At 63.1% G+C, this 21,992-nt stretch carries 21 protein-coding genes; 10 read left to right on the top strand and 11 right to left on the bottom strand.

From position 1 onward, the window contains the following. Positions 1 to 106 precede the first annotated feature (106 nt). Positions 107 to 918 (top strand): IS5 family transposase gene (locus tag CUJ90_RS07020; RefSeq protein ID WP_114162285.1). Its coding sequence is split into 2 segments (ribosomal slippage): positions 107 to 455 and positions 455 to 918, totalling 813 coding nucleotides; the frame shifts between segments, so codons are not numbered across the junction. A 61-nt stretch (positions 919 to 979) separates the two neighbouring features. On the opposite strand, the gene CUJ90_RS07015 is transcribed toward CUJ90_RS07020, so the two are convergent. Then, a complete protein-coding gene (locus CUJ90_RS07015) occupies positions 980 to 1,300 on the bottom strand; it encodes a helix-turn-helix domain-containing protein (protein ID WP_114162284.1) in 321 nt (106 codons plus the stop codon). A 447-nt stretch (positions 1,301 to 1,747) separates the two neighbouring features. On the opposite strand from CUJ90_RS07015, the gene CUJ90_RS07010 reads away from it, so the two are divergent. The 4 genes from CUJ90_RS07010 (at position 1,748) to CUJ90_RS06990 (ending at position 4,300) form a co-directional block, all read left to right on the top strand. Beyond that, a complete protein-coding gene (locus tag CUJ90_RS07010) occupies positions 1,748 to 2,242 on the top strand; it encodes a hypothetical protein (RefSeq protein WP_114162283.1) in 495 nt (164 codons plus the stop codon). Beyond that, positions 2,235 to 2,690, top strand: coding sequence for a hypothetical protein (locus CUJ90_RS07005; protein WP_114162282.1), 456 nt, complete (start codon positions 2,235 to 2,237; stop codon positions 2,688 to 2,690). Before CUJ90_RS07010 ends, CUJ90_RS07005 begins: the two co-directional genes overlap by 8 nt. A 306-nt stretch (positions 2,691 to 2,996) precedes the next feature. After that, positions 2,997 to 3,458 carry a hypothetical protein gene (locus tag CUJ90_RS07000; protein ID WP_114162281.1) on the top strand — a complete coding sequence of 154 codons (462 nt, stop codon included), beginning with the start codon at positions 2,997 to 2,999 and terminating at the stop codon, positions 3,456 to 3,458. Positions 3,459 to 4,057: 599 nt separating this feature from the next. Then, positions 4,058 to 4,300 (top strand): helix-turn-helix transcriptional regulator, encoded by a 243-nt coding sequence (locus CUJ90_RS06990; protein WP_114162279.1) that lies wholly within the window; start codon positions 4,058 to 4,060, stop codon positions 4,298 to 4,300. A gap of 1,065 nt (positions 4,301 to 5,365) precedes the next feature. Here the strand turns inward: CUJ90_RS06990 and CUJ90_RS06985 are convergent. Beyond that, the gene (locus tag CUJ90_RS06985) at positions 5,366 to 6,310 is read right to left on the bottom strand and encodes an AraC family transcriptional regulator (protein ID WP_073427683.1); all 945 of its coding nucleotides are present in this window, start codon (positions 6,308 to 6,310) and stop codon (positions 5,366 to 5,368) included. Positions 6,311 to 6,494: 184 nt separating this feature from the next. On the opposite strand from CUJ90_RS06985, the gene CUJ90_RS06980 reads away from it, so the two are divergent. Together CUJ90_RS06980 and CUJ90_RS06975 are read left to right on the top strand one after the other, a co-directional pair. Continuing rightward, the gene (locus CUJ90_RS06980; RefSeq protein WP_006046916.1) at positions 6,495 to 6,956 is read left to right on the top strand and encodes a (2Fe-2S)-binding protein; all 462 of its coding nucleotides are present in this window, start codon (positions 6,495 to 6,497) and stop codon (positions 6,954 to 6,956) included. A gap of 2 nt (positions 6,957 to 6,958) precedes the next feature. Then, entirely contained in the window at positions 6,959 to 9,169 is a 2,211-nt protein-coding gene (locus CUJ90_RS06975; RefSeq protein WP_114162278.1) for a xanthine dehydrogenase family protein molybdopterin-binding subunit, read from the top strand. Between the two features lie 124 nt (positions 9,170 to 9,293). Here CUJ90_RS06975 and CUJ90_RS06970 read toward each other — a convergent pair whose 3' ends face one another. The 6 genes from CUJ90_RS06970 to CUJ90_RS06945 all read right to left on the bottom strand — a co-directional run bounded on the left by CUJ90_RS06970 (position 9,294) and on the right by CUJ90_RS06945 (position 15,983). Continuing rightward, positions 9,294 to 9,986 carry a TetR/AcrR family transcriptional regulator gene (locus CUJ90_RS06970; RefSeq protein ID WP_114162277.1) on the bottom strand — a complete coding sequence of 231 codons (693 nt, stop codon included), beginning with the start codon at positions 9,984 to 9,986 and terminating at the stop codon, positions 9,294 to 9,296. A gap of 173 nt (positions 9,987 to 10,159) precedes the next feature. After that, on the bottom strand, positions 10,160 to 11,629 hold the full coding sequence (locus CUJ90_RS06965) for an NAD-dependent succinate-semialdehyde dehydrogenase (protein ID WP_114162276.1): 1,470 nt from the start codon (positions 11,627 to 11,629) through the stop codon (positions 10,160 to 10,162). A gap of 11 nt (positions 11,630 to 11,640) precedes the next feature. After that, positions 11,641 to 12,651, bottom strand: a complete 1,011-nt coding sequence (locus tag CUJ90_RS06960; RefSeq protein ID WP_114162275.1) for a dihydrodipicolinate synthase family protein — start codon at positions 12,649 to 12,651, stop codon at positions 11,641 to 11,643. A gap of 52 nt (positions 12,652 to 12,703) precedes the next feature. Then, positions 12,704 to 13,708: an ornithine cyclodeaminase family protein gene (locus tag CUJ90_RS06955; protein WP_114162274.1), complete on the bottom strand. Its 1,005-nt coding sequence runs from the start codon at positions 13,706 to 13,708 to the stop codon at positions 12,704 to 12,706. A 104-nt stretch (positions 13,709 to 13,812) separates the two neighbouring features. After that, the gene (locus CUJ90_RS06950; protein WP_073427678.1) at positions 13,813 to 14,946 is read right to left on the bottom strand and encodes an FAD-dependent monooxygenase; all 1,134 of its coding nucleotides are present in this window, start codon (positions 14,944 to 14,946) and stop codon (positions 13,813 to 13,815) included. A 38-nt stretch (positions 14,947 to 14,984) separates the two neighbouring features. Further along, positions 14,985 to 15,983 (bottom strand): fumarylacetoacetate hydrolase family protein, encoded by a 999-nt coding sequence (locus CUJ90_RS06945; protein WP_083083431.1) that lies wholly within the window; start codon positions 15,981 to 15,983, stop codon positions 14,985 to 14,987. Positions 15,984 to 16,232: 249 nt separating this feature from the next. Here CUJ90_RS06945 and CUJ90_RS06940 point away from each other — a divergent pair, with 249 nt between their 5' ends. The 3 genes from CUJ90_RS06940 to CUJ90_RS06930 all read left to right on the top strand — a co-directional run bounded on the left by CUJ90_RS06940 (position 16,233) and on the right by CUJ90_RS06930 (position 18,603). Next, positions 16,233 to 17,183 (top strand): VOC family protein, encoded by a 951-nt coding sequence (locus tag CUJ90_RS06940; RefSeq protein WP_114162273.1) that lies wholly within the window; start codon positions 16,233 to 16,235, stop codon positions 17,181 to 17,183. A gap of 24 nt (positions 17,184 to 17,207) precedes the next feature. Then, entirely contained in the window at positions 17,208 to 17,576 is a 369-nt protein-coding gene (locus CUJ90_RS06935; RefSeq protein WP_073427675.1) for a Rieske (2Fe-2S) protein, read from the top strand. Positions 17,577 to 17,703: 127 nt separating this feature from the next. Continuing rightward, complete coding sequence (locus CUJ90_RS06930) at positions 17,704 to 18,603, top strand: SphA family protein (protein WP_114162272.1); 900 nt, start codon at positions 17,704 to 17,706, stop codon at positions 18,601 to 18,603. Positions 18,604 to 18,707: 104 nt separating this feature from the next. Here CUJ90_RS06930 and CUJ90_RS06925 read toward each other — a convergent pair whose 3' ends face one another. Genes CUJ90_RS06925 through CUJ90_RS06915 form a run of 3 tightly spaced genes read right to left on the bottom strand, consistent with a single transcriptional unit; the run spans position 18,708 to position 21,898 of the window. Beyond that, a complete protein-coding gene (locus tag CUJ90_RS06925) occupies positions 18,708 to 19,895 on the bottom strand; it encodes an MFS transporter (protein ID WP_114162271.1) in 1,188 nt (395 codons plus the stop codon). Between the two features lie 3 nt (positions 19,896 to 19,898). Next, entirely contained in the window at positions 19,899 to 20,849 is a 951-nt protein-coding gene (locus CUJ90_RS06920; protein ID WP_114162270.1) for a PDR/VanB family oxidoreductase, read from the bottom strand. Beyond that, on the bottom strand, positions 20,846 to 21,898 hold the full coding sequence (locus CUJ90_RS06915) for an aromatic ring-hydroxylating dioxygenase subunit alpha (RefSeq protein WP_114162269.1): 1,053 nt from the start codon (positions 21,896 to 21,898) through the stop codon (positions 20,846 to 20,848). Before CUJ90_RS06915 ends, CUJ90_RS06920 begins: the two co-directional genes overlap by 4 nt. Positions 21,899 to 21,992: the final 94 nt, after the last annotated feature.

The raw sequence follows: 21,992 nt of genomic DNA, 5'->3' as shown, positions 1-21,992 counted from the left end.
TAGGACGGCTCTCAGGCCTTAGAACCCTTAACAAAATGAAGAAAAGGGGCTGTTAACCCTCGATGAATGCTGTTAACCTGTTCATTGTTTCGGCGATGAAAGGAACATGGCTAAACCTATACTCGACGACGAACTCTGGGCACTCATCGAACCGTTACTGCCCCCTCCAAAACTACGACGCCACCGTTACCCAGGGCGCAAACCGCTCGACAATCGTGCGGTGCTCACAGGCATCCTCTTCGTCTTGCAGACTGGCCTGCGCTGGGACCTTCTTCCTCGCGAGATGGGCTGCGGCAGTGGCATGAGTTGCTGGCGTCGCCTGCGTGACTGGCAGGAGGCAGGCGTCTGGGACGAGTTGCACGAGTTGCTCCTTGCGCGGCTTCGGGCCGCCGACCAAATCGACTGGTCTCGAGTCATCGTCGACTCCTCTTCAATCCGTGCTGTGGGCGCGGGTCAAAAACGGGACCGAATCCCACAGACCGCGCGCGACCCGGTTCAAAGCACCACCTCATCACCGAAGCGCAGGGCATTCCGCTCGCGGTGATACTGACCGGCGCCAACCGCAACGACGTCACTCAACTTCAAGCACTGGTCGAGGCTATCCCGCCCATCAGCGGCAAGCCTGGCAGACCACTATCGAAGCCTCGGGTCGTTCAAGGCGACAGAGGCTACGACCACGACAAACATCGACGTCCGTTGCACGCAGCGGGCATTGCCACGGAAATTGCTCGGCGCGGCCAGCCTCATGGCAGCGGATTGGGTAAAACACGCTGGGTCGTGGAGCGGACCATTTCGTGGCTTCACAACTTCCGCCGACTGCGCATCCGCTTCGAACGGCTCGCGTTTATCCACGAAGCCTTCATGAAAATCGCTTGCTGCATCATATGCTGGCGACAACTGCGAACGTCATTTTGTTAACGCCTCTTAGCCGACGTTCGCGTGTCCGCTGGTCGCATGCGCCGAAATTCGTGTCACAGAATCATTTTTCCATCGGTCCGGCAAACGCCTCGACGAGCACAACCAACGCATCGCGCTTGCGACCGTCCAACTCGCGGAACCCCGCAACGATCCGTTGCTCGTCGCTGCTCTCAAGCCGGGCGCCCCTCTCCCCTGTGAGCAGGTACCAGACGTCCACCCCTGCCCCAGCGAGCGCACTCAAATAATCGGAGTTCGGCCGCCGCATGCCTTTTTCATACTGGAACTGGGCATGTTGTTTAACGCCGCCCAAGGCCGCGAACTCCGACTGGTTCAGGCCTAGTCTCGATCGCTCTTCCTTGAGCCGCTCCCCGAAAACATCCATTTGACAGATTTTCCTCTTGACAATGTGTCATTTGAACCTACAATTACCGTCGTTATCGTTCAATTGATAGAAATGAACGACTGGCCATCTGGTTTCCGCCTCGCGGACGACACCTCCCCTGCTGCAGGTGCTCGACGTGCACAGCGAGCAATACGCTTCCATGTGACGGATCACTGCGACTGCGGCAAAACCGGCTGGCGATGGCGGTCAGACCGGCGATGCGACCGACGTGTTCACTGTGTTCCGCAACGCGGTGCCTGTCCGCGCGGCAAACGACCATTTGCATGGCACTCGGCACGACGAATACTGGACCGTCGCGCTGAAGGTGAATTGCAGGGATATGCGCGATCGTTGCGATATCAGGCCTTCGCGCATCTTGCTCCCCGACCGTCGCCTGTGTCAGGCGCCTATGGTATCGCAGTGCAGGCAAATCCGGCCTGCGTTCCCATGACCGATTCCCAGGAGGCGATGATGTCATTGCATTACGACAAACGTAGCGCATTCGGCTACGAAATCCGCGGAGCCCTCCCAGTACGCGCGGATTTCCGCCGAACCCACGGCGATGAGTTGGTGGGCAACCTCCCCGATCCCTCCACCGCGTATTTTGCAACGGACACTGTCACCCAGACCTGCCTCATAAGCGTGCGCTGCCCCTATCCCGATAGTACCGAAGTCGAAGACGCACTTGTGCGCTTCGCCCAGAGGTGGGCCGCCGCCGGCGCCATCTTCTATCGCCAGTGCATGGGCGAAATGTCCTTCTTCCCGCTCGGCCTGCCAGCCCACGTCAAGCTGCTCGCCGAACTGGATAGCGAGCGCATCCGGCACGCTGCCGAAGACGAGCGCACACGGTTCGTTCGCTCCCGGATACAGGACCAACTGCACGAAGCGGCCCACGACAAGCCACTACTTTCTTCAACACAGACGGGAGTTGACCATGCCTGAAAAGTTCCGCTATGCCCTGACCGGCGCCATGCTCGTGTCGGATGAGTTCGAACCCGACGACATTGAAACCGTGCGTCGGCACCTCAAGGGAATTGCCGAAGTCTATCTTGCCCACGACAGTATCGCGCAGACTGTCTCACTGCGGATCGGCGGAGTCCTCGCCTACGAAGACATCGGCTTCATCGAGCGCCGTATCGAACGATTTGCCGAGCGCTACAGCCCGGTGGGCGCGATCCTGTTGACCGAGTGCAATGACATCACCGGACGACTTCTCGTCGGCCACAACTGGGACGTGCAATGTCTCATCACGCTCGGTGCCACGAAAGAAGCACTCGAAAAGCTCACGGACCCGAACTTTGAGTTCCTGGTGCGGCTCGAACAGCCGGAGGGAAACCCGCCGCAACCCAGACCTGTTATCCGATGCGAGGCCATCGATGCCCACGAGTAGGCCACAATCGCGGTTTCGCCTGGGAAAGTCCCCAAACCATCGAAGTTTTATGGGTGTGCGTTCAACCTTATTGGTTCGCGATCCATGCGGACATCACCGTTCCGTCTGTTACACCTGCCCTCCTAATGTTCGGAGTACGCGGATTGAACTGCACTTGCCAGACTCGCCATCAGGGCATGGGGACGCCATACGTTCGACCACGAGTCATCCGAGATGACGAAAGGAAACGTAGCGCGATAGCGGCCCATCCGCCCACAGGTCCCTGCGGCCGGTTCCGTGAACGTCGCGCGTCGGGATCGATGCAAGATGCAACAGGCAGTACCTAATGCATCGCGTTCTTGTACGGTCCTTTGGTCGCGCTACTATGCCGGCCTGTTGCTCTTCAGTCTTTTCTTTCCGCTGTTTTTCGACATGAAACACCGCGCGATGCTGCTCGCCTTGCCAGTCCACCTGCAGGTCGTCCTTGTCCTCAATACGCTGTTGTATCCCTACGCGCGCTTTGTCTGTGACAGCGTTACCGGGTACATCATCCGCGACACCGTTATCATCTTTCCCTTGCCCGAGTTTGCGATTTTCGGGGTCTTCTCCGTGCTCTTCTGCTGTTGCTTCGCGATTTTGTCGCCCCAGTCGAGCTGGTCTGGCTGTATCTCCGTATTGGCTGACAAGCCTGCCGTGTGCGAGCGCCTATCAGGTCAAAAAAGGTTCTTCGCGGATTTCCCAGGAAGGAGTCAGATCTCGTCCCCCAAAACAACATGCATGGCTGCCTAGAACGGCCATTCCGATGCCGGCTCGCACCGTGGCTTATCGAACAATGGTAAGCGCGCCATAGCCGACCTGACTTGCGTTGTGCGACCCGCTGTTCGTCAGTCTGTGGAAGTGATGGGACGCGAAGGTAACAGCGCGACGTAATCGTCCACGTTCTGTACACACGGCAGTGCCTTGAACAGCGCGACGAGGTATCCATACGGCTCGATGCTGTTTGTTTTAACCGCTGGACAATCGTCGCTGATAACGTCCTGACAGTGGAGTGCCAGGCAGTGTTGCCCGACGAACAACTGACTTCGGACGCATCGCACGGTTCGCTGCAAGAACCTCTGACCAGCGACGCCTACAGCGCGGCAAGAGGAAAGTCGTGACTTGGGAAGAGAGCGCATGTCTTGCGTCCGCCCAATATGAGCGTCATTGTGATCGACACCTCTGCACGCGGCGCGGTCACTGGCTGCCTGGCACCGTCCGGCCGGACGTAGCGCTTCTATCGACGGGATCTCCCGTCGATAAGACGGGTTTGGCAGATGGTCCAAATGACTGCTTGAATGCCCTCCTGTACCGGTCACGTTCGTGCCGGATGACTTGTTGGAGCGTGCATCATGTTTGCGGAAGAGAAAGAATCACTCGCCATTCTGCGCCGTTCGCAGGTGGAGGCGAAGACAGGCTTGTCGCGCTCGACGATCTACAAGCGCATGCGGGATGGCACCTTTCCGTCTGCGATCCCGCTCGGTGGACGGATGGTCGGTTGGCGCGTCGCGGACATCGATCAGTTTCTGAAGAATCCTGCGCGCTATCGGGCGCCTGTCAAGGTCCGCTCAGACGACGCAGACGTCTCGTCATGACCGGCACTCCCGCTCATGCGCGCTGATATCGACGGAAAACCGGGGATTGGCGCGCAGTGGGTCAGTCGCCAAACCAACGGTATCGTCGCCGTTGCCGTGAACAACGCGCTAGCCAGAGCCCATGCCGTTCTCCCGTCGGACATGCGATCCGCTCCGGATGACGATACGTCTTACGTTGGTCGCCGTACAAAAGCGCAACGTTCGTATCACGCTGTCCGGAGAGCATCCCCCCGCCGCAGGACAGGTGATGTGGCCAATCATGCCGGAGCTGTAGACGCCAGGCGGTTCATCGTTCCCTGTGTGAACTGCGTGGCGTTGTCGCGCGATCGGAATGGACAACGTTTCGAGTGCGGACATTGATGTCAGCCGCTACCCTTGAAACCGATGTCAGCTCGTCAAAGAGTAGCGCACGCAGGGGGAACGACTGTGCCTTCCGCAAGGTGTCTTTGCTGACGACATTAAGAAAAGGCTCTTCACCGCAGAAATGCCCGGAAGCTCGGTGTCCGCCCGACCACCCAAGGCACGAAAACACTTCCCAGCGACGCCCTATAGGCAGACCGCTTCTGCCAGCGAGCAATCGGAGTCGCAGCGGCGTTCCTGCCAATCGCCGACAGTTTACGACCGACATCGAGCAAACAGTGCTTCGCTTTCAGGAGTCGGCGGAAACCGCACCACTTGCCGGCAGCGGAGTTCCAACCCGTTTTTAAAAGGAGCCGATCCATCGCCAATGCTTGCCGGCGGCTCCAGCAGCTTGCGGTATTCGTCGAAACCCAGCGCTGGCACATTGAAGCGGACTCTTCTTAACAGGCTGAGCCAACTCAATTCGCTTGGTTTACGTATACATATGCGTATACATGTGGCCGAAAAATGTATAAATGCATAGCAAATTCAATGTGTTATAACGTTTATTCGAGTCCTCTCCTGGCACCAACAGTTGTTCCGGCGTAAGCCGATGTAGTTTGCGAAGTAGATCGAGAAACCCCGTAAGACCACAGTCTTACGGGGTTTTTTGTTGCCTGTCGTTTCTCGCGGACGGAAACGGGCTCGCTTCATCGAAGCGAGGCTTTACTCTCCGTACCCCACGCCGTTGCGGCGCCTTAACTGCACCACATCGCGAAGCGGCGGCGCCCCGAATAGCCGGCTATACTCGCGGCTGAACTGGGAAGGGCTGTCATACCCGACCTTGATCGCCACCGAGCCGACATCCCCGTTCTGCCCCAGTAACAATCTCCGGGCCTCGTGCAGCCGCAGTTGCTTCTGATACTGCAGCGGACTCAGCGTCGTGACGTTCTTGAAGTGATGATGGAACGACGACACGCTCATATTCACTTCCTGCGCCAGCATCTCCACCCGCAAAAGCTCGGTGTAGTGATTCTGGATCCATTCGATCGCACGCACGATCCGGTACGTCTGACTCCCGTTCACGGCGATGTGCCGCAGCCGCTTGCCCTGCTCGCTCGTCATCAGCCGGTAGAGCAATTCCTTTTCGATGAGCGGCGCGAGAACCGGTATGTCATCCGGAGTATCGAGCAAGCGCACGAGCCGCAGCGCCGCATCGAAGACCGGCGCCGACAGCGAGCCCACGGCAATGCCCTCGCCCGCCGACACGGCGCCCGGTTCCGGCAGACGCAGTTGCGTCGCCAGTTCGGCGATGCACTGCGGATCGAGCGCGAGCTTCACGCACAGATAAGGCGCGTCCGACGACGCCCGCGTGACCCGCGACGTCATCGGCAGATCGACGGACGTCACGAGGCAATGCAGATGATCGTAGTCGTAAGCCTGCCCCGCGACCACGACCCGCTTGGCGCCTTGCGCCGCGAACACGAACGCCGAGCTCGCCACGCCGCAGCCGAGATCGACGGGCGCCGAGTATCGGTAGAAGGCCAGCGAGGGAATCGCCGTCTGATGCGCGCCGTCCGTTGGCGCGAAGCGGCTGACGAGCGCGGCGAGTTCGCGGCGAGCCGTTTCGCGCGCCTCGGCGGGATCGAGCCAGGAAGAATTCTGTTTCATACGCATGAACTCCATTGACGGGATCGAGCATACCCAGGCGCTGCCGCGCAGCCACGGCTGGGCCGCTCGATTTGCAGCATTGTTCAATATTTTTGCAGAATCGTGTAAGCGCAACGGCGCGTGCTCGGTCACACTGCCGCGTACACCCGGCGCCAAGTTCGGGCTTTCCCCACGGAGAGGTTCCATGTCCACATCGTTTGTCCTGAACGGCAAGAACGTTACGCTCGATGCCGATCCCACTACCCCGCTTCTCTGGGCGATCCGCGAGAACGCGGGCCTGCACGGCACGAAGTTCGGCTGCGGCATGGCGCAATGCGGCGCCTGCACGGTTCATCTGGAAGGCGAAGCCACCCGTTCGTGCGTGCTGCCGCTCGCCGCCGTCGCGGGCAAGCGCATCACCACCATCGAAGGCATCGAAAGCCGGCCCGCCAAAGCCATCCAGGCCGCATGGGTCAAGCTGCAGGTGCCGCAGTGCGGATACTGTCAGTCCGGGCAGATCATGTCCGCGACCGCCTTGCTCGAACGCAACGCCACGCCCACCGACGCCGATATCGACGCCGCGATGAACGGCAATCTGTGCCGCTGCGCGACCTACGCCCGCATCCGCGCGGCCATTCACGAAGCCGCCGCCACCCTGAAGGCCTGACCATGACCACCGATCTCGATCTCACGGACGCCGTGCGCCCGTCGCGCCGAACCTTCCTGAAAGCAGCCGGCGCGGTCGCGGCGGTCGGCCTCACCATCGGCTTCGAGTGGGCGGGCACGGGCCGCCGCGCGCTCGCCGCCACGACGCCCGAGGCGGCGTTCGCACCCAACGCCTTCCTGCGCGTCGCGCCGGACAACAGCGTGACGGTCATCGCGAAACACGTCGAGATGGGCCAGGGCGCGTACACCGGCATCGCGACGATCGTCGCCGAGGAACTGGATGCGAACTGGCAGGACGTGCGTGTCGAAAGCGCGCCCGCCGACGCCAAGCGCTACGCGAATCTCGCGTTCGGCACGATGCAGGGCACGGGCGGCAGTTCGGCGATGTCCAACTCGTGGATGCAACTGCGCGAGGCCGGCGCGAAAGCGCGCGCGATGCTGGTCTCCGCCGCCGCTGCGCAGTGGCGAGTGCCCGCGTCCGAATTGACGACCCGCGACGGCAGCGTTCATCACGCGGCCACGAACCGGAGCGCGACCTACGGCTCGCTCGCGTCGGCAGCGGCGCGGCTATCAGTGCCCGACAAGGTCACGCTGAAATCGCCGAAGGATTTTCGTCTGATCGGTCACCAGGTGCCGCGCGTCGATGTCCCGCCGAAAACCGACGGCACCGCGCAGTTCACGCTCGACGTGACGTTTCCCGGCATGCTGGTCGCGTTGCTGCAGCGTCCGCCGCTGTTCGGCGCGACGGTCAAGTCGTTCGATGCGTCGGCTGCGAAAGCGGTGCCTGGCGTGGTCTCGGTCGTGCAGGTGCCGGGCGGCGTCGCGGTGGTCGCCAAGGGCTTCTGGGCGGCCAAGCAGGGCCGCGACGCGCTGAAGATCGAATGGGACGATTCGAAGGCCGAGAAGCGCAGCTCGGACGCGATCATGGCCGAATACCGGCAACTCGCGGAGCAACCCGGCGCATCCGCCCGCAAGGACGGCGACGCCGCACAGGCGCTCGCCGGCGCGGCGAAGAAGGTCTCCGCCACCTATTCGTTCCCCTATCTCGCTCACGCGCCGATGGAACCGCTCGACGCCGTCGTCAAGCTCACCGCCGACAGTTGCGAGATCTGGGCCGGCGACCAGTTCCAGACCGTCGACCAGGGCAATGCCGCACACACGGCCGGGCTCGACCCGCAGCAGGTGAAGATCCACACGCTGTATGCGGGCGGCAGCTTCGGGCGGCGTGCGAACGCGCGCTCGGACTATATCGTCGAGGCCGTCTCGATCGCCAAGGCGCTGGGCGCGAACGGCACGCCCGTCAAGCTGCAGTGGACCCGCGAGGACGACATCCACGGCGGCCTGTACCGCCCGATGTACTTCCACAAGCTCGACGCGGGCCTGAGCGCGGACGGCAAGCTGGTCGGCTGGCGGCACCGGATCGTCGGCCAGTCGATTCTCGCGGGCACGCCGTTCGCGAGCTTCATGGTCAAGAACGGGATCGACGCGACGTCCGTCGAGGGCGCCGCCAACATGGCCTACGCGGTTCCGAACATCTCGGTCGAACTGACGACCACGCAGACCGGCGTGCCGGTGCTGTGGTGGCGGGTAGTCGGCAGCTCGCACACGGCATTCGCGGTCGAGGCGTTCATCGACGAAGCCGCGCACGCCGCGGGCAAGGACCCGTTCGCGTTCCGCCGCGATCTGCTCGCGCACGAACCGCGCATGCGGGCCGTGCTCGAACTCGCCGCCCGGAAAGCGGGCTGGGACCCGGCCAAACCGTTGCCGAAAGGCCGCGGGCGCGGCATCGCGGTGGCCGAGGCGTTCAAGACGTTCGTCGCGCAGGTCGCGGAAGTTTCCGTCGACAAGGACGGTAACGTGAAGGTGGAGCGCGTCGTGTGCGCGGTGGATTGCGGCACGCCGATCAATCCCGATGTCATCGCCGCCCAGATGGAAGGCGGGATCGGCTTCGGTCTCGGCGCGGTGTTGCATAGCGCGATCACGCTGAAGGACGGCAAGGTCGAGCAGAACAATTTCGACGGCTACCAGGTGCTGCGAATCGCCGAGATGCCCAAGGTCGAGGTGCATATCGTGCCGTCGGGCGAGGCGCCCACGGGTGTCGGCGAGCCGGGTGTCGCGCCGGTCGGGCCGGCGGTCGCGAACGCGATTTTCGCGGCCACGGGCAAACGGCTTCACAGCTTGCCGTTTCCGGCCGTTGCGGAAAAAAGCGCCTGACGGTCGCTTGTTCGAAACCGTTCGACAAGCGCCGCTCCCTGCCGGGAGCGGCGTTTTTTTTGCTTGATGGGCGGACCGGCGAACCGAAGCGGGTCACAAGCGCGTGGCGCTCACACGCCACGCCTCAGCGTGCGGCACCCGCCGTCTTTTTCGTGGGCGCTTTCCGCTTCATCTGCTCACGCAGTTGCGCCACGTCCGGCACGTCGACGCCCAGCAACGTGTAGACGTAACTGATGTGCTCCTGCGCGAAATGGTCGTCGAGCGGACCGTTTCCGACCAGCAGGCGCATGTAGACCGGCGCATACAGAATCTCGCTCAGCGTCTCGATGTTCGGCGGCACGGGAATGCGCGCGCAACCGCGCCACTGCTCCAGCATTTCGCGAACGAGCGCCCGACGCCCATAGTGAAACCGCTCGCGGAATTCGCGCAGCACAGCCGGATCGGCCTGACCTTCCGCGATGATTTGCGCGACGATCCTGCCGGACCACCCGGCGTATTCGTGAATCAGCGAAACAAGATGCGCCGCAATGGCCTCGCCGGGCGGCAAGTTCCGCGGCATCGGCGTCTTGACGAGGTGGTGCTCGATGAACGCATCGATCACGACGAGCGCCTTCGAATTCCACCAGCGGTAGATCGTCGCCTTGCCGACACCGGCCTCCTTGGCGATAGCCTCGATGGAGATCGACTGAATCGTGCGCGTCTCGAGCAGACGAACCGTCGCCGCAAGAATCTGCGTACGCGTTTCCTCGCTGCGCGGTCGGCCGACGCCTCGTGCGGTGAAGGATGCGGTAACGGGAGGCTGAGCGTTTGTCTTCATTGGCGTAACGGAAAGTCGGTTGGCAAGATCGCCTCGATGTGCCGCGAGCGCGGACCGCGCAACACGCAATTATAAGACACATCGTATCCTATTTGCCTGTCCAACTCGAAGAAGCACGCCAGCCGCGGCGTTCCCGCCTGGACGGCAATGCCTACCGACGCGATCCACCGCCGTCAAAGCCCGCCGAGCGCCACATACTTGATTTCAAGGTAATCATCGACGCCATACTTCGAGCCCTCGCGACCCAGACCCGAGTTCTTGACGCCGCCGAACGGCGCAACCTCCGTCGAGATCAAGCCCTCGTTGACGCCGACCATGCCGAACTCGAGTCGATCGACGACACGGAAAATGCGCCCCACGTCGCGTGCGAACACATAGGAGGCGAGACCGAACGGCGTGTCGTTGGCTAGCGCGATTGCCTCGTCTTCCGTGTCGAAGCGAAACAGCGGTGCGACCGGTCCGAAGGTTTCCTCGTTGAAAATCGCGGCCTCGCGAGACACGTCGGCCAACACCGTCGGTTCGAAGAAGCAGCCGCCGAGCGCGTGGCGCTTGCCACCTGTCAGCACACGAGCGCCTTTGCGCAGCGCGTCCGAAATATGCTCCTCGACCTTGCGAACGGCGTCCTCGTTGATGAGCGGCCCCTGCACCACACCCTCGTGCATGCCGTTGCCCACGTGGAGGGCCGCGGTGGCTTCGGCCAGCTTCCGCGCGAAACGGTCGTAGACGCCCGACTGCACCAGTATGCGATTGGCCGCGACGCAAGCCTGCCCCGCGTTGCGGTACTTCGCGGCGAGCGCGCCTTTTACCGCTGCATCCACGTCCGCATCGTCGAACACGATAAGCGGAGCGTTGCCGCCTAGCTCCATGCTGGTTTTCTTGATGGTCGGCGCGCACTGCGCGAGCAGTTGCGCGCCGACTTCCGTCGAACCGGTGAACGAAACCTTGCGGACCACCGCGCTGGCAGTGAGCTCCCCGCCAATGGCGCGAGCCGAGCCGGTGACGACATTGCAAACGCCCGGCGGCAGACCGGCGCGCTCGGCAAGCACCGCCAATGCGAGCGCGGACAGCGGCGTCTGACTCGCCGGCTTGATCACTCCGGCGCAACCGACGGCCCACGCCGGGCCTGCCTTGCGGGTAATCATCGCGGAAGGAAAATTCCACGGCGTGATCGCCGCGAATACACCGATCGGCTCCTTCTGCACGAGGATGCGACGGCCGTCGACATTGCGCGGAATGATGTCGCCATAGACGCGCTTCGCTTCCTCCGAGAACCACTCGATGAAACCCGCGGCATACAGGATTTCGCCACGCGATTCGACGAGCGGCTTGCCCTGCTCCGCGGTCATGATGACAGCGAGATCGTCGATGTGCGCCAGCATCAGGTCGTATAGCGTGCGCAATACCTTGGCGCGCTCCTTGGGCAACGCCTTGCGCCACACCCGCATCGCGCGCTCGGCTGCGGCGATTGCCCGGCGGGTCTCGTTCGCGCCGCCATTCGGCACGCGCGCGACCCGTTCGCCGGTCGCCGGATTGCGCACTTCCAGCGTCTCGCCACTGTCGGCGGGCACCCATTCGCCGTCGATCAGCATGGCCTGCCTCAGCAGGCCGGGGTCCTTCAGGGGTGGCGCGATGAATTCACTCATGTCGGTCGGTCTCACACGGGATGGCGGCCGACGAAGAAAGCCTCGTCGGGATCGCTCGTCGGATTCAGGCCCGCTGCTTCGAGGCCCTTGCGCAAGACGGTCATGTCGCGCTGGTACACGCGCTGGGTCGGATGCGGCATCGGGCCGCCGTTGTAGCCTTGCAACCAGGCCTGGTATTTCCACAACATCCGGTTGAGCAGACCGTTGGCCGCGATCGGCAGGCTGGCGAACGCCTTGCGCGCCGGGTCCATCTTGTACCAGAGCTGCGTGGCCTGATCGTATTCGCCCGCACGGATCAGCTTGTGAATCCGTGGCAGCAGCGGCCCGTAATAGGCCGAATAATTCGTGCCGCAAAACGGAATGTCCATCACCTGCGCGAGCGGTACGTACTCGTATTCCAGCGGAGACGAAATCACGACTTCCTCGTGGAATTCGCGGTGCACCTCGATTGCCGACATGATGTAGGGCAGGCCGCCCTCGGCCTTGATCGCGACCACGTTGGGAATTTCATCCACCATGCGGCGCAGCACCGGCAGCGGAATATCGGCGGGATGCAAACGCGAAAAGCCCCACGCCGGCAGCGGGAACACCATCACGCCGAGATTCGTCGCGGCGCAGATCGCCTTCGTGTACTCGAACACTTCGTCGTAGGACTTCGGATAGAAGTACGGGGGATAGCCGAGCAGCACCAGGTCGGCGCCGCCCGCCTCCGCCAGTCTGATCGCCTCGATGTTGTCTTCCAGCGTATTGAAGACCGCGTGATGCACGATCACGAGGCGGCCCGCGGCCTGGTCGGCCATGATGCCGCAGAACTCGCCGTACTGCGCCTGCGTGATCGCCACTTCCGAGCACGAAAGCGAGCCGACGAAGCCGTGCTCGATCGCCAGTTCGACATCGTGGCGGACGGCTTTTTCGTTGATGCGCCTGAAGTCCGATGTCATCGTCGGAATGGTCACGTTGGCGACGCCAACGAGATGCTCACGCGCCCATTCGCGCGCTTCGTTTCGGGTGTAGCGGGCCATGCTGTGCTCCATTTTTGCGTTGCTGTTGAATGCCGCGTGTCCTGGTGTGCGCTTAGCGCTTGGTTTCGAATTCGATCGGCAGCGGCGTCGCGAGGCCGGCCGCGATTGCCTTGCCGAGGATGAGTTCCGCCACCACGATGTCCTGCAGCCCGCCGCCCACCGACTTGTACATCCGGGTGCGGGCGTCTTTCAGGCGCTCGTCGATTGCTCCGCTCATCAGATCTGTCAGGCTGAACGACTTGTCGCGAAACGCGATGCCGGCTTCGTGGGCGGCAAGCATGTCGCCGGTTTCTTCCAGGACTTCCTCGAGCGTGTCGCACACGATGATGTCGCTGCGAGCGACGACCGAGACATCGATCTCGCGCTGCTCGGGAATGGTCGAGCCGATCGATGCGACGGTCGCGCCGGGCTCGAGCCAGTCGCCGAAAAGAATCGGCTGTTCGCCCCTCGCGCGCGCCGCGGCGAGCACGATCCCGGCGCCGTCTACCGCTTCTTGCGCCGACGCCACACCGCGCGCGGGCACGCCGAGATCGCGTGTCACGGCTTGCGCAAACGCGGCGCGCCGCTCGGGTGTCGGGCTGAACACGACGACCTCGGTCAGATCCCGCACGCTGGCGATGGCACGGGTATGCATCGTCGCTTCGAGGCCGCTGCCGAGCACGGCGAGGCGCGCGGCGCCGCGAGGCGCCAGCCGGTCGAGTGCGGCAGCCGAGGTGGCGGCCGTGCGATAGCCGGTAACCAGATTGCCGTCGACAAACGCGGCGATGCGGCTGGTCTCCCGGTCGAACAGGACGATCACGTATTCGACGCCGGGCGCGGCCGCGTCCATCGCCATGCCCATGATCTTGGCGCCGTAGTAGCGGCCGCCCACCGGCACGGCCGGCAGCGTGCGCAGCCAGGTCTTGCCGGCGGCCGCCACGGTGCGCGGCGGGGCGGATTTCGGCGGAACCGGCCGCGCATAGGCCGACTGCAGCGCGCGTATCGCATCCGTCCAGTCGAAGACGGCCTTGGCGGTGTCGCTGGAGACGAATACCGGAGCAAACGAGGTGGCGGTCATGGCAAACAATAAAGAGTGATTTGAAAGAACCGGGCCCGCCGGCCGCACGCGTCGATGCGTCCTTGCGCCGAGCCAATGCCCGCTCCGGAATCGAGGCTCCGCGCCTAGAACGGCTGGGCGAGCACGCCATAACCTTCGAACAGAAGCTCGACGGCACGCCGTCCGTCCGCGTGCGGGTCCTGCTCCGCCTGACAGATGGCCAGCGAAATGTCGAACACCCGCTTCACCCGCTCGCCACGACGCTGCCCATAGGCGACGAGTGCATCGTCGATACTTGTGCGCTGGCTCAGTTCCTCGATCAGCACGACCGCGTCCTCGATCGCCATGCCGCCGCCGGACGTCAACTGCGGTGTGACCGAATGCGCGGCATCCCCCACCAGTACGACTCGCCCCCGATGCCACGGCTGCGGCATGAACAGGATGTCGAACGGACGGTAACTGATGTAGCGCGTGCCATCGCAACGCCCGATCGCCGCGAGGAGATCGGGCGCCGAAAAACCCTCCAGACGCTCCCTGAACATCTCGCTCAGCCTGTCTTGCGGCATATGCGCGTGGACCTTGGCGTTCTCGAGGAAGAAGTAGTAGCAAAGCTTGTCGGAGAGCGGCAGGCCACCCACCGCGCGGCCGTCCCGGTGCTTGTACAGCACGAGCCCGTCGAACTCCGCGGGACGCTCCACCGTGAAGCGCCACGCGCCTTGTCCCGCATAAGCCGGCTGATACTCGCCGCCGAATACTTTGCAACGCGTCTTTGAATACGTTCCGTCCGCGGCGACCAGCAGATCGCAGCGCCCCGTTTCACCCGTCGACAGTCGATATGAGACGCCGTTGCCGTCCTGCTCGATATCCTCGACGGTCGTGCGATAGTCGATCCGGGCACCGCTCGCGAGCGCCTGCCCTTCGAGCACCTCCGCCAGCTTCGGCCGCATGATGCCGATCGCGCCGGGGGCGTCCGGCCTGAAAATGCGCGGCGGGCGCCGCTCGTTCACGATCTCGCCCGCGTCGTTGCGCACACTGACCGTGTCCCATCCCGAGCCCGCCGCCATGCAGCTGTCGGCGAGCCCCACGCGATCCAGTGCGCGCAACGCGTTGCCAAGCAGGGAAATGCCGGTTCCCTGCTGATCCATCCGGTGGCCGCTCTCCACGACCCTCGCGTCCATACCGGCGCGCGCGAGTCCGTGAGCGAGCGTCATGCCACTGATCCCTCCGCCGACGACAAGCACCTTGTGCTGCGAAGCCATGACTGTGTCTCCTTGAAATTTGTTTTAGTCGCGTCAACTCACATGAACGGAGCGCGCTCCTGCGGCCACCACAATCCCGGTTGCGGCTGGCCCATCCGGTTGCGCAGAATGCCCACGCCGCCCACTTCGAGTTCCACCACGTCGCCGGGCTGAAGCCTGCGATCGAGTTCGAGCGCGGAGCCGCCGCCCATCGTGCCCGAGCCGATCACGTCGCCGGGCTCCAGCACTTCGCCCAGGCTCGCCCACGCGATCAGTTCGTCGACGCTCCAGAGCTTGTTCGCGCTCGTGCCCTTGCCCCAGGTCTCGCCGTTGACGCGCACTTCCATGGGAATGGCGTCGAGGTCGGCGAATTCGTCGATCGTCGTGATCCACGGCCCCACTCCATAGGCGAAGTCCTTGCACTTGGTCGGCCCCATTTGAATGGGCATTTCGATCGACTGGCGATCGCGGGCACTGAAGTCGTTGAACACCGTGATGCCGAAGAGATAGGGGCGCGCCTGTTCCGGCCTCAGATTACCGCCGCGCCGGCCGATGATGTATCCGAGCTCCAACTCGTAATCCATATGCCCGATATAGCCCGGCCACGGCACCTCCGCATCATGACCGATGACGGTATGCGGCGTCCCCTTGAAATAGCCCGGCACCTTCAGCAGGCTCTCATGCGGCTTGTGCCCGATCTTCTCGTGAAAGCCCTTGATGTGTCCGATGAACGTCAAGCCGTCGCGGACAACGGAGGGATCGGTGGCAGGCAGCCACTTCGCCTCTGCGATCGGGATCGACGCTTCGTCCGGGCGCTCCTTGTCCGCGCGGCGGGCAGCGTCGAGAAACCGCTCGCCGAGGCCGATCGCCGCCGACATGCTGCCGGGAAAGAGCGCCTCCGACAGCCGGCGCGCCGATTCTCCCGTCGCGCCCTGTTTCTCCAGCGCCAGCACGGACGCGCGCTTCAGATCGATGACGCGCCCTTCTTCCGGCAATACCAGCACCAGACGGGCGACATCCCCATCTGGACCGTTCACAGCGATGCGACCCAGCTTCATTGTTCGGCTCCAGTTTCTGGATACGGCGGCTATGCCGGCCTTCCCGGCCTAACCCCACGCATCCTCGTTAGTGACCGTTTCATTATATATACGATACGCCGCGTATCGTAAGCGAGGGTTTTTCCTCATGCTGAAAAACCATGTGGAAACCCGAACGCCTCTTGCGTTATTCGAAGCAAGCGGAATATTATGATCCGCACCGTATCGTATTAACCGACATCACCTTTCTCTTTCGACAGGACGCTTAAAGTGAGAATCCTTGGACCTGACACACTCGTTTTCGGCGTCGACGACGTCGCAAGCTGCGCGAGCTTTCTCGCCGACTACGGACTGACGCCGCAAGGCGATGGCGCGTTCGAGGCGCTCGACGGAACGGGCGTCGTGATTCGCCACAAGGACGACCCCGCGCTGCCGAAGTGGACGCTGCCGACGAGCAATCAGCTACGCAAAACGATCTACGGTGTGGAGGATCGAGCCGCACTCGACGAAATCGCGCACGAGTTGGCCAGGGACCGCGAAGTCAAATTTCTGGCGGACGGCTCGATCGAAGCGACCGACGACTCGGGATTCCTCCTCGGGTTTCAACTCTCCGTGCGTCGAACGCCAACGCTCGCGGCCGAGCAGATCAACGCGCCTGGCGATGCGCACCGCGCACTGAACGTCACCGGTTCGCCGGCGAACCGCGACGAACCGCCGCCGCTTCCGAGGACGCTTTCGCACGTCGTCTACTTCGTGCCCGACACGGACAAGGCCGAGGCGTTTTATGTGAACCGGCTCGGCTTCCGGGTCAACGACCGCTTCACCGGAATGGGCCCGTTCCTGCGCCCGCGGGGCACCCTCGATCACCACACGTTGTTCTTCATCGAGACGCCGCCGGCCATGCAGGGTTGCGAACATTTCACGTTCCACATGGGCGGTCCGTCGGAGGTGCTGCGAGCAGGCCACGCGTTCGCGGCCAAGGGTTACGAATCGTTCTGGGGACCGGGCCGTCACCGGTTCGGCTCGAACTGGTTCTGGTACTTCAATAGCCCGCTGGGTTGCCATATCGAATACGACGCCGACATGGATCAGCTCGACGACTCCTGGGTTCCGCGTGTCGCCCCCGCCATCGCGGAGAACTCGCAGGAATTTCTCTTCCAGTTGCGCGAGACGTGGGCGCCCGGAGGTCCGCCCCCGACACAATCCCGAACAGAGTCCTGAAAGCAATCCTGAACGCAGGTCGCCATGCCGGATTCGGGCACTGCCCAATGGGTCCGCCTGTGCGAGTTGAACGCGCTTGCGCCGACTGGCGCACGCGGATTCGACTTGCAAGGACGCGGCGTCGACGACCTCTTCGTCGTGCGCCGGCACGCGCTCCTGCGCGGCTACATCAATTCGTGTCCGCATTGGCCCGGGGCTTCTCTGCCGTGGCGAAAGCACGCCTATCTCGACCAGGGTGCGAACCACATCGTTTGCCACGGCCACGGTGCGAAATTCACGCTTGATGACGGCCTGTGCGTATCGGGGCCCTGCGCGGGCCAGCACCTCCAGGCCGTCGCCTTGAGGATTGAAGAAGGCAGGTACGTCAGCGCGCTCTTGCCGATGCCGCGTTGACAAACGCACCGGCGACCCTCGCGAAACGTCGTCCGGTATCGCCGACTGCACGCAAACGAGAGCGTGTTCGTCGCGCAATAACTTCGCGGCACAAATCAAAATCCTTATAAATACAGGAGACACGGCAATGAAACGATACAAACTTTACGGCGTCGCGTGCGCCGCGCTGGGTCTCGCCCAGAGCCCCGCATTCGCGCTCGAAAACGGCACGAGCAGCTATCCGTCTGGGATCATGACCGTGATGAGCGGACTGCTTGGCGGCCCCGGAACCTATCTCTACACCTACAACAAATTCGAGAACATAACGTCGCTACGCGACGGCGGCGGCAACAGCAATCCGCAAGGCGCCAATGGCGGGCTGCAGGCCCATTCGCTGCGAGCGGTTCATGTGTTCGAAACGCCGACCATTCCGGGCGGCACCATCGCCGTCCAGGCTGCGCTTCCCTATGTGGACGGCACCTTGCACCTGCCGTCGTTTGGAATCTCCGGCGGCGGGCGTGGATTCGCCGATCCGCTGTTTGGCATGCTCGTCGGCTGGCAATCGCCGCACTATCTGCAGACCGTCGAACTCGACGTCGTCGCCCCGTGGGGTTCGTACGACAAGAGCCGTCTGTTCAATCCGGGAAGCAACGTCACGAGTTTCTATCTCGCCTATGCGTTTACCTGGATGCCGCTCCAGCAGATCGAGCTCAGCTCCAAGATCAATCTGAGCTATAGCAGCGTGAATTCGGCGACGCACTATCAGTCGGGCGTTCAGCTTACCGCTGACTACGGCCTCAATTACCACATCAATCAAAACTGGCTCGTCGGTGTCGGCGGATACGTGAATACCCAGCTCAACGACGACAAGATCAACGGTCAGTCCGCGTTCGGCGACGGACATCGCACCAACGAGTTGACGCTGGGACCGCAGGTCGGCTATGGCACGCAGAAATGGGGCGCCGTGCTTCACTGGCAGCATCAGATCTACGCGCGCAATGCCGCCTACGGCAATACGCTGTGGCTCAACGCGTACGTCAAGTTCTAGCGGCATGAAGTCGGGCGTTGCGGCTGCATCGCCCGATTTTTGTGCTGCTCGCGTCTCACTTCTTTCCTGCATCAAGGCGCCGCCATCGCATTGCAGCCGCCCGCTTATTCCGGGACCCGCGACGTTTGCGGCGCACGCCTGGGCGTCGACAGATGCGCGAAGACGAGCGCAAGGACGAGCAGCCCCACCGCGCAGACAGCGAACAGGATGCGTACCGAAGCATGAGCGAGCGACCGCGCACCCAACGCGATTCCGAACGACTGCCCCAGAAAGAGCACGCACGAAAACAGCGAAACGGCCGTGCCTCTCGCCTGCGGGGCTATCTGCGCGGCATGGTTCTGCAAGACGTTGTGAAGGGCGTAAAAACCGAATCCGGCGAGCATGCAGGCTGGGACGGAAAGCCACCAGAACGGCGAGACCGCAAGCGCGACCAGCGAGATTGCGAGCAGCAGCCCGCCCACTCGCGCAAGCCGCGCATCCCTGAAACGCCGTATCACGCGCTTCGAGCTCAGACTGAAGAGCAGCCCTCCCACGCCGTAGCTCGAGGCGATCAATCCCGCCGTGGACGAAGACAGCCCAAACGACGTGTTGAGGTAGGTCGGCAAGAATGCCAATGCGCTGTACGCAAAGGCGCCTTCAACGAAGGTCACCAGCAAGACGATGCGAACCCGGCTTGCGCCGAGCATCCCGATCGTCCGGCGCGCGAACGCCGGTTGTTTCGCCGGGGTGTCTCGCGCGATGGGCGGCGACACGCTTCGCACCGCCAGCCAGCCGAGCGCGAACACCGCCGCGATCGACACGAACGGAGTACGCCACCCCCATGAGGAAGCCAGCGCCGCGCCGCCCCATTGCCCCGCGATCATGCCGAGCACGGTAGCGCCGAGCAGACGCGCGAGCGCCGCCTGGCGCTCGCCGTCCGCGCTGTGATCGCCGATCCACGCCATCGTCAACGGAACGATGCCTGCCGCCGCCGCACCCGAAAAAAACCGCGCCGCGAGCAGTTCGTCCAGGTTGCCGGCAAGGCACGCGCCAAGGTTGCCGAGTGCGCAAACCACCGCCGCGAGCGCGATCACGCGCATTTTTCCGAGCCGGTCGCCGAGCGGCCCCGAGCCTAGCTGACAGATTCCGTAAGCAAGCGCGAACGACGCTATGGTCTGCGCGGCGCGATCGGCGCCGACCGCGAACGCCGTCGCAAGAACGGGCAGCATCGAATCGCACATGCGCATGGAGGCCATGCTGCCAAAGCAGCAGATATAAAGCGGCCATTGCGCGTTATCGCGGGTTCCGGTCATGGCTCAGAGATCGATCACCAGCTCCTCGGTCGTCGCTCTCGACACGCAAATCATGAGCGACTTGCCCTCGCGCTGCTCCTCGGCGCTCAGTACATAGTCGCGATGATCGACCTTCCCCGACACGATCGCCGTCTCGCAACTTCTGCAAAGCCCTTCCCGGCAGGAAAACGCAGGCGTCAGACCATGCCGTTCGAGGCAATCGAGAATCGATTCGTCGGGCTCTACCGTGTACCGCGCGCCGCTCCGCGCAAGAGTGACGGTAAACAGCTTCTCGCCGCCGCGCTCCCGCTCGTCCGTTGAAGCCGCGAATCGCTCGAAATGAACGCGATTCGCACCGATGCCCAGGTCGCGAGCGCGCGCCGCGACTGCGTCCATGAGCCCGCCTGGTCCGCAACAGTACACATGCTCGGCGGGTTTCACGCCAGCGAGCATGCCGCTCACGTCGTGCGGCAACGCTGCCTCGTCGTCGGCATGGAGACGAATGTCACCGCCCAGCGCGAGCAACTCGTCCAGGAACCCCGCGTGTGCTCTCGAGCGTACGCAGTAGCTCAATTGCCACGGCAGCGCATGACGCTCACACCAGCGGATCATGCTGAGGATCGGCGTGATGCCAATGCCGCCGGCGATGAAGCGATGACAGGTCGCTTCGGCCGAGAGCGCAAAGAGCGAGCGCGGCTCACTGATGCGCAGCGTGTCGCCGGCCCGCAGCGCATCGTGCAGGTAAGCCGATCCGCCCCGCGACGCCGCACTTCGGCTGACGCCGAGGCGGTAGCGTGTCGGATCGATCGGGTCATTGCACAGCGAATACTGACGCACGAGCCCGTCGCGCAAGTGAACGTCGACGTGCGCCCCCGGATCGAATGCCGGCAGGTTCGTCCCATCCGGTCTGCGCAATTCGATGTCGAGTATGCCCTCGGCCGCACGCGCGATTTTCTCGACGACGACTTCGATCACGACGTGGCCTCGCTCTTCCGTGCGGCTGCGGCGCCTTCTTCCTCGATCCGTTTGTTCACGGCCCAACGAAACTGCGAGAGGGCCGCGTCGATGCCGAACGCCATCATCCTGAAGCCGGGATCGAGCGTGAGATTCCGATGCTGGGCCGTCACGATGTCGCGGTCCTCGTCGAACGCGTCGACCACCGCCTGATGAATCGAACGCGTCACGTCGGGCTGATCGAGCGAGAAATTGTGCGGATGAGCAAAGAAATAGTGCGTCGAGTTTTCGGTTTCAGGCGTCAGGGCCTGGCAACCGCGAAACTCGACCGCGCCGACACGAACGCCCTCGGGCGCACCGGTACCCGTTGGCGCCATGCCCGAATCCATGCGCAGAACCGCCGGCACCGTGAAGTCGTAGATGTTCCAGCGGTCGACCTTGCCCGGCCACGCCCGAACGGCTTTGGCGAACGGCGGCGGCTCGGTGTCGAGTGTCCACCGCGTGATGCGCACACCGTCTTCGAGTCGCTCGACTTTCGGCTGGCTGGCGGCATAGTCCTCGCCTCCGCCCAGCGTGGTCGGATGAACGAATGGGAGATGCGAAAAGTCCAGCAGGTTGTCGCAGATGAGCAGGTAGTTGACGTCGTAGTGAATGTAGCCGGGCAGCGAGCGCCATGCTGGATCGTCGACCCAATGCGTGTCGGGAATCGTGGCCGGATCGGCCAGCGCGGGATCGCCCATCCAGATCCAGATCCAGCGGTAACGCTCCACGACCGGAAACTGCCTGACCCTGGCCTGCGGCGGAATTCTCTCCTGGGCCGGAGCTTCGACACAGGCTCCGTTGCTGTCGAATTTGAGGCCGTGATACATGCAACGAACGCAATCGCCTTCACGCCGGCCGACCGACAACGGCGCGCCGCGATGACAGCAGCGATCCATCAGCGCGACGACCTCGCCGCCTTCCTTCCGATACAGCAGAACGGGCGTGCCGATGATGGTGCGCGAGAACAGTTCGGCGCCCTCGACCTCATGCGACCAGGCGGCCACATACCAGGTGTTCCTGATGAACATCGCTTGTCTCCTGATTCGTTATAGCGCGTCTTGTTCAACGCTTGACGCCACGATAGGTTTGCCCGGATCATGCGTCAACCTAATGGGACTAATT

Origin of the sequence: Paraburkholderia terricola, assembly GCF_003330825.1 — a bacterium.
GTDB lineage: Bacteria > Pseudomonadota > Gammaproteobacteria > Burkholderiales > Burkholderiaceae > Paraburkholderia > Paraburkholderia terricola.
This window is presented reverse-complemented; position numbering and strand designations above follow the sequence as displayed.

What these genes read in the sequence shown, in the direction of transcription:
- CUJ90_RS06980 (WP_006046916.1), top strand. Translation starts at nt 6,495, where the DNA reads ATGTCCACATCGTTTGTCCTGAACGGCAAGAACGTTACGCTCGATGCC.
- CUJ90_RS06970 (WP_114162277.1), bottom strand. Translation starts at nt 9,986, where the DNA reads ATGAAGACAAACGCTCAGCCTCCCGTTACCGCATCCTTCACCGCACGA.
- CUJ90_RS07015 (WP_114162284.1), bottom strand. Translation starts at nt 1,300, where the DNA reads ATGGATGTTTTCGGGGAGCGGCTCAAGGAAGAGCGATCGAGACTAGGC.
- CUJ90_RS07010 (WP_114162283.1), top strand. Translation starts at nt 1,748, where the DNA reads ATGACCGATTCCCAGGAGGCGATGATGTCATTGCATTACGACAAACGT.
- CUJ90_RS06955 (WP_114162274.1), bottom strand. Translation starts at nt 13,708, where the DNA reads ATGACCGCCACCTCGTTTGCTCCGGTATTCGTCTCCAGCGACACCGCC.
- CUJ90_RS07000 (WP_114162281.1), top strand. Translation starts at nt 2,997, where the DNA reads ATGCAACAGGCAGTACCTAATGCATCGCGTTCTTGTACGGTCCTTTGG.
- CUJ90_RS06925 (WP_114162271.1), bottom strand. Translation starts at nt 19,895, where the DNA reads ATGACCGGAACCCGCGATAACGCGCAATGGCCGCTTTATATCTGCTGC.
- CUJ90_RS06985 (WP_073427683.1), bottom strand. Translation starts at nt 6,310, where the DNA reads ATGAAACAGAATTCTTCCTGGCTCGATCCCGCCGAGGCGCGCGAAACG.
- CUJ90_RS06965 (WP_114162276.1), bottom strand. Translation starts at nt 11,629, where the DNA reads ATGAGTGAATTCATCGCGCCACCCCTGAAGGACCCCGGCCTGCTGAGG.
- CUJ90_RS06975 (WP_114162278.1), top strand. Translation starts at nt 6,959, where the DNA reads ATGACCACCGATCTCGATCTCACGGACGCCGTGCGCCCGTCGCGCCGA.
- CUJ90_RS06935 (WP_073427675.1), top strand. Translation starts at nt 17,208, where the DNA reads ATGCCGGATTCGGGCACTGCCCAATGGGTCCGCCTGTGCGAGTTGAAC.
- CUJ90_RS06915 (WP_114162269.1), bottom strand. Translation starts at nt 21,898, where the DNA reads ATGTTCATCAGGAACACCTGGTATGTGGCCGCCTGGTCGCATGAGGTC.
- CUJ90_RS06930 (WP_114162272.1), top strand. Translation starts at nt 17,704, where the DNA reads ATGAAACGATACAAACTTTACGGCGTCGCGTGCGCCGCGCTGGGTCTC.
- CUJ90_RS06950 (WP_073427678.1), bottom strand. Translation starts at nt 14,946, where the DNA reads ATGGCTTCGCAGCACAAGGTGCTTGTCGTCGGCGGAGGGATCAGTGGC.
- CUJ90_RS06990 (WP_114162279.1), top strand. Translation starts at nt 4,058, where the DNA reads ATGTTTGCGGAAGAGAAAGAATCACTCGCCATTCTGCGCCGTTCGCAG.
- CUJ90_RS06960 (WP_114162275.1), bottom strand. Translation starts at nt 12,651, where the DNA reads ATGGCCCGCTACACCCGAAACGAAGCGCGCGAATGGGCGCGTGAGCAT.
- CUJ90_RS06945 (WP_083083431.1), bottom strand. Translation starts at nt 15,983, where the DNA reads ATGAAGCTGGGTCGCATCGCTGTGAACGGTCCAGATGGGGATGTCGCC.
- CUJ90_RS07005 (WP_114162282.1), top strand. Translation starts at nt 2,235, where the DNA reads ATGCCTGAAAAGTTCCGCTATGCCCTGACCGGCGCCATGCTCGTGTCG.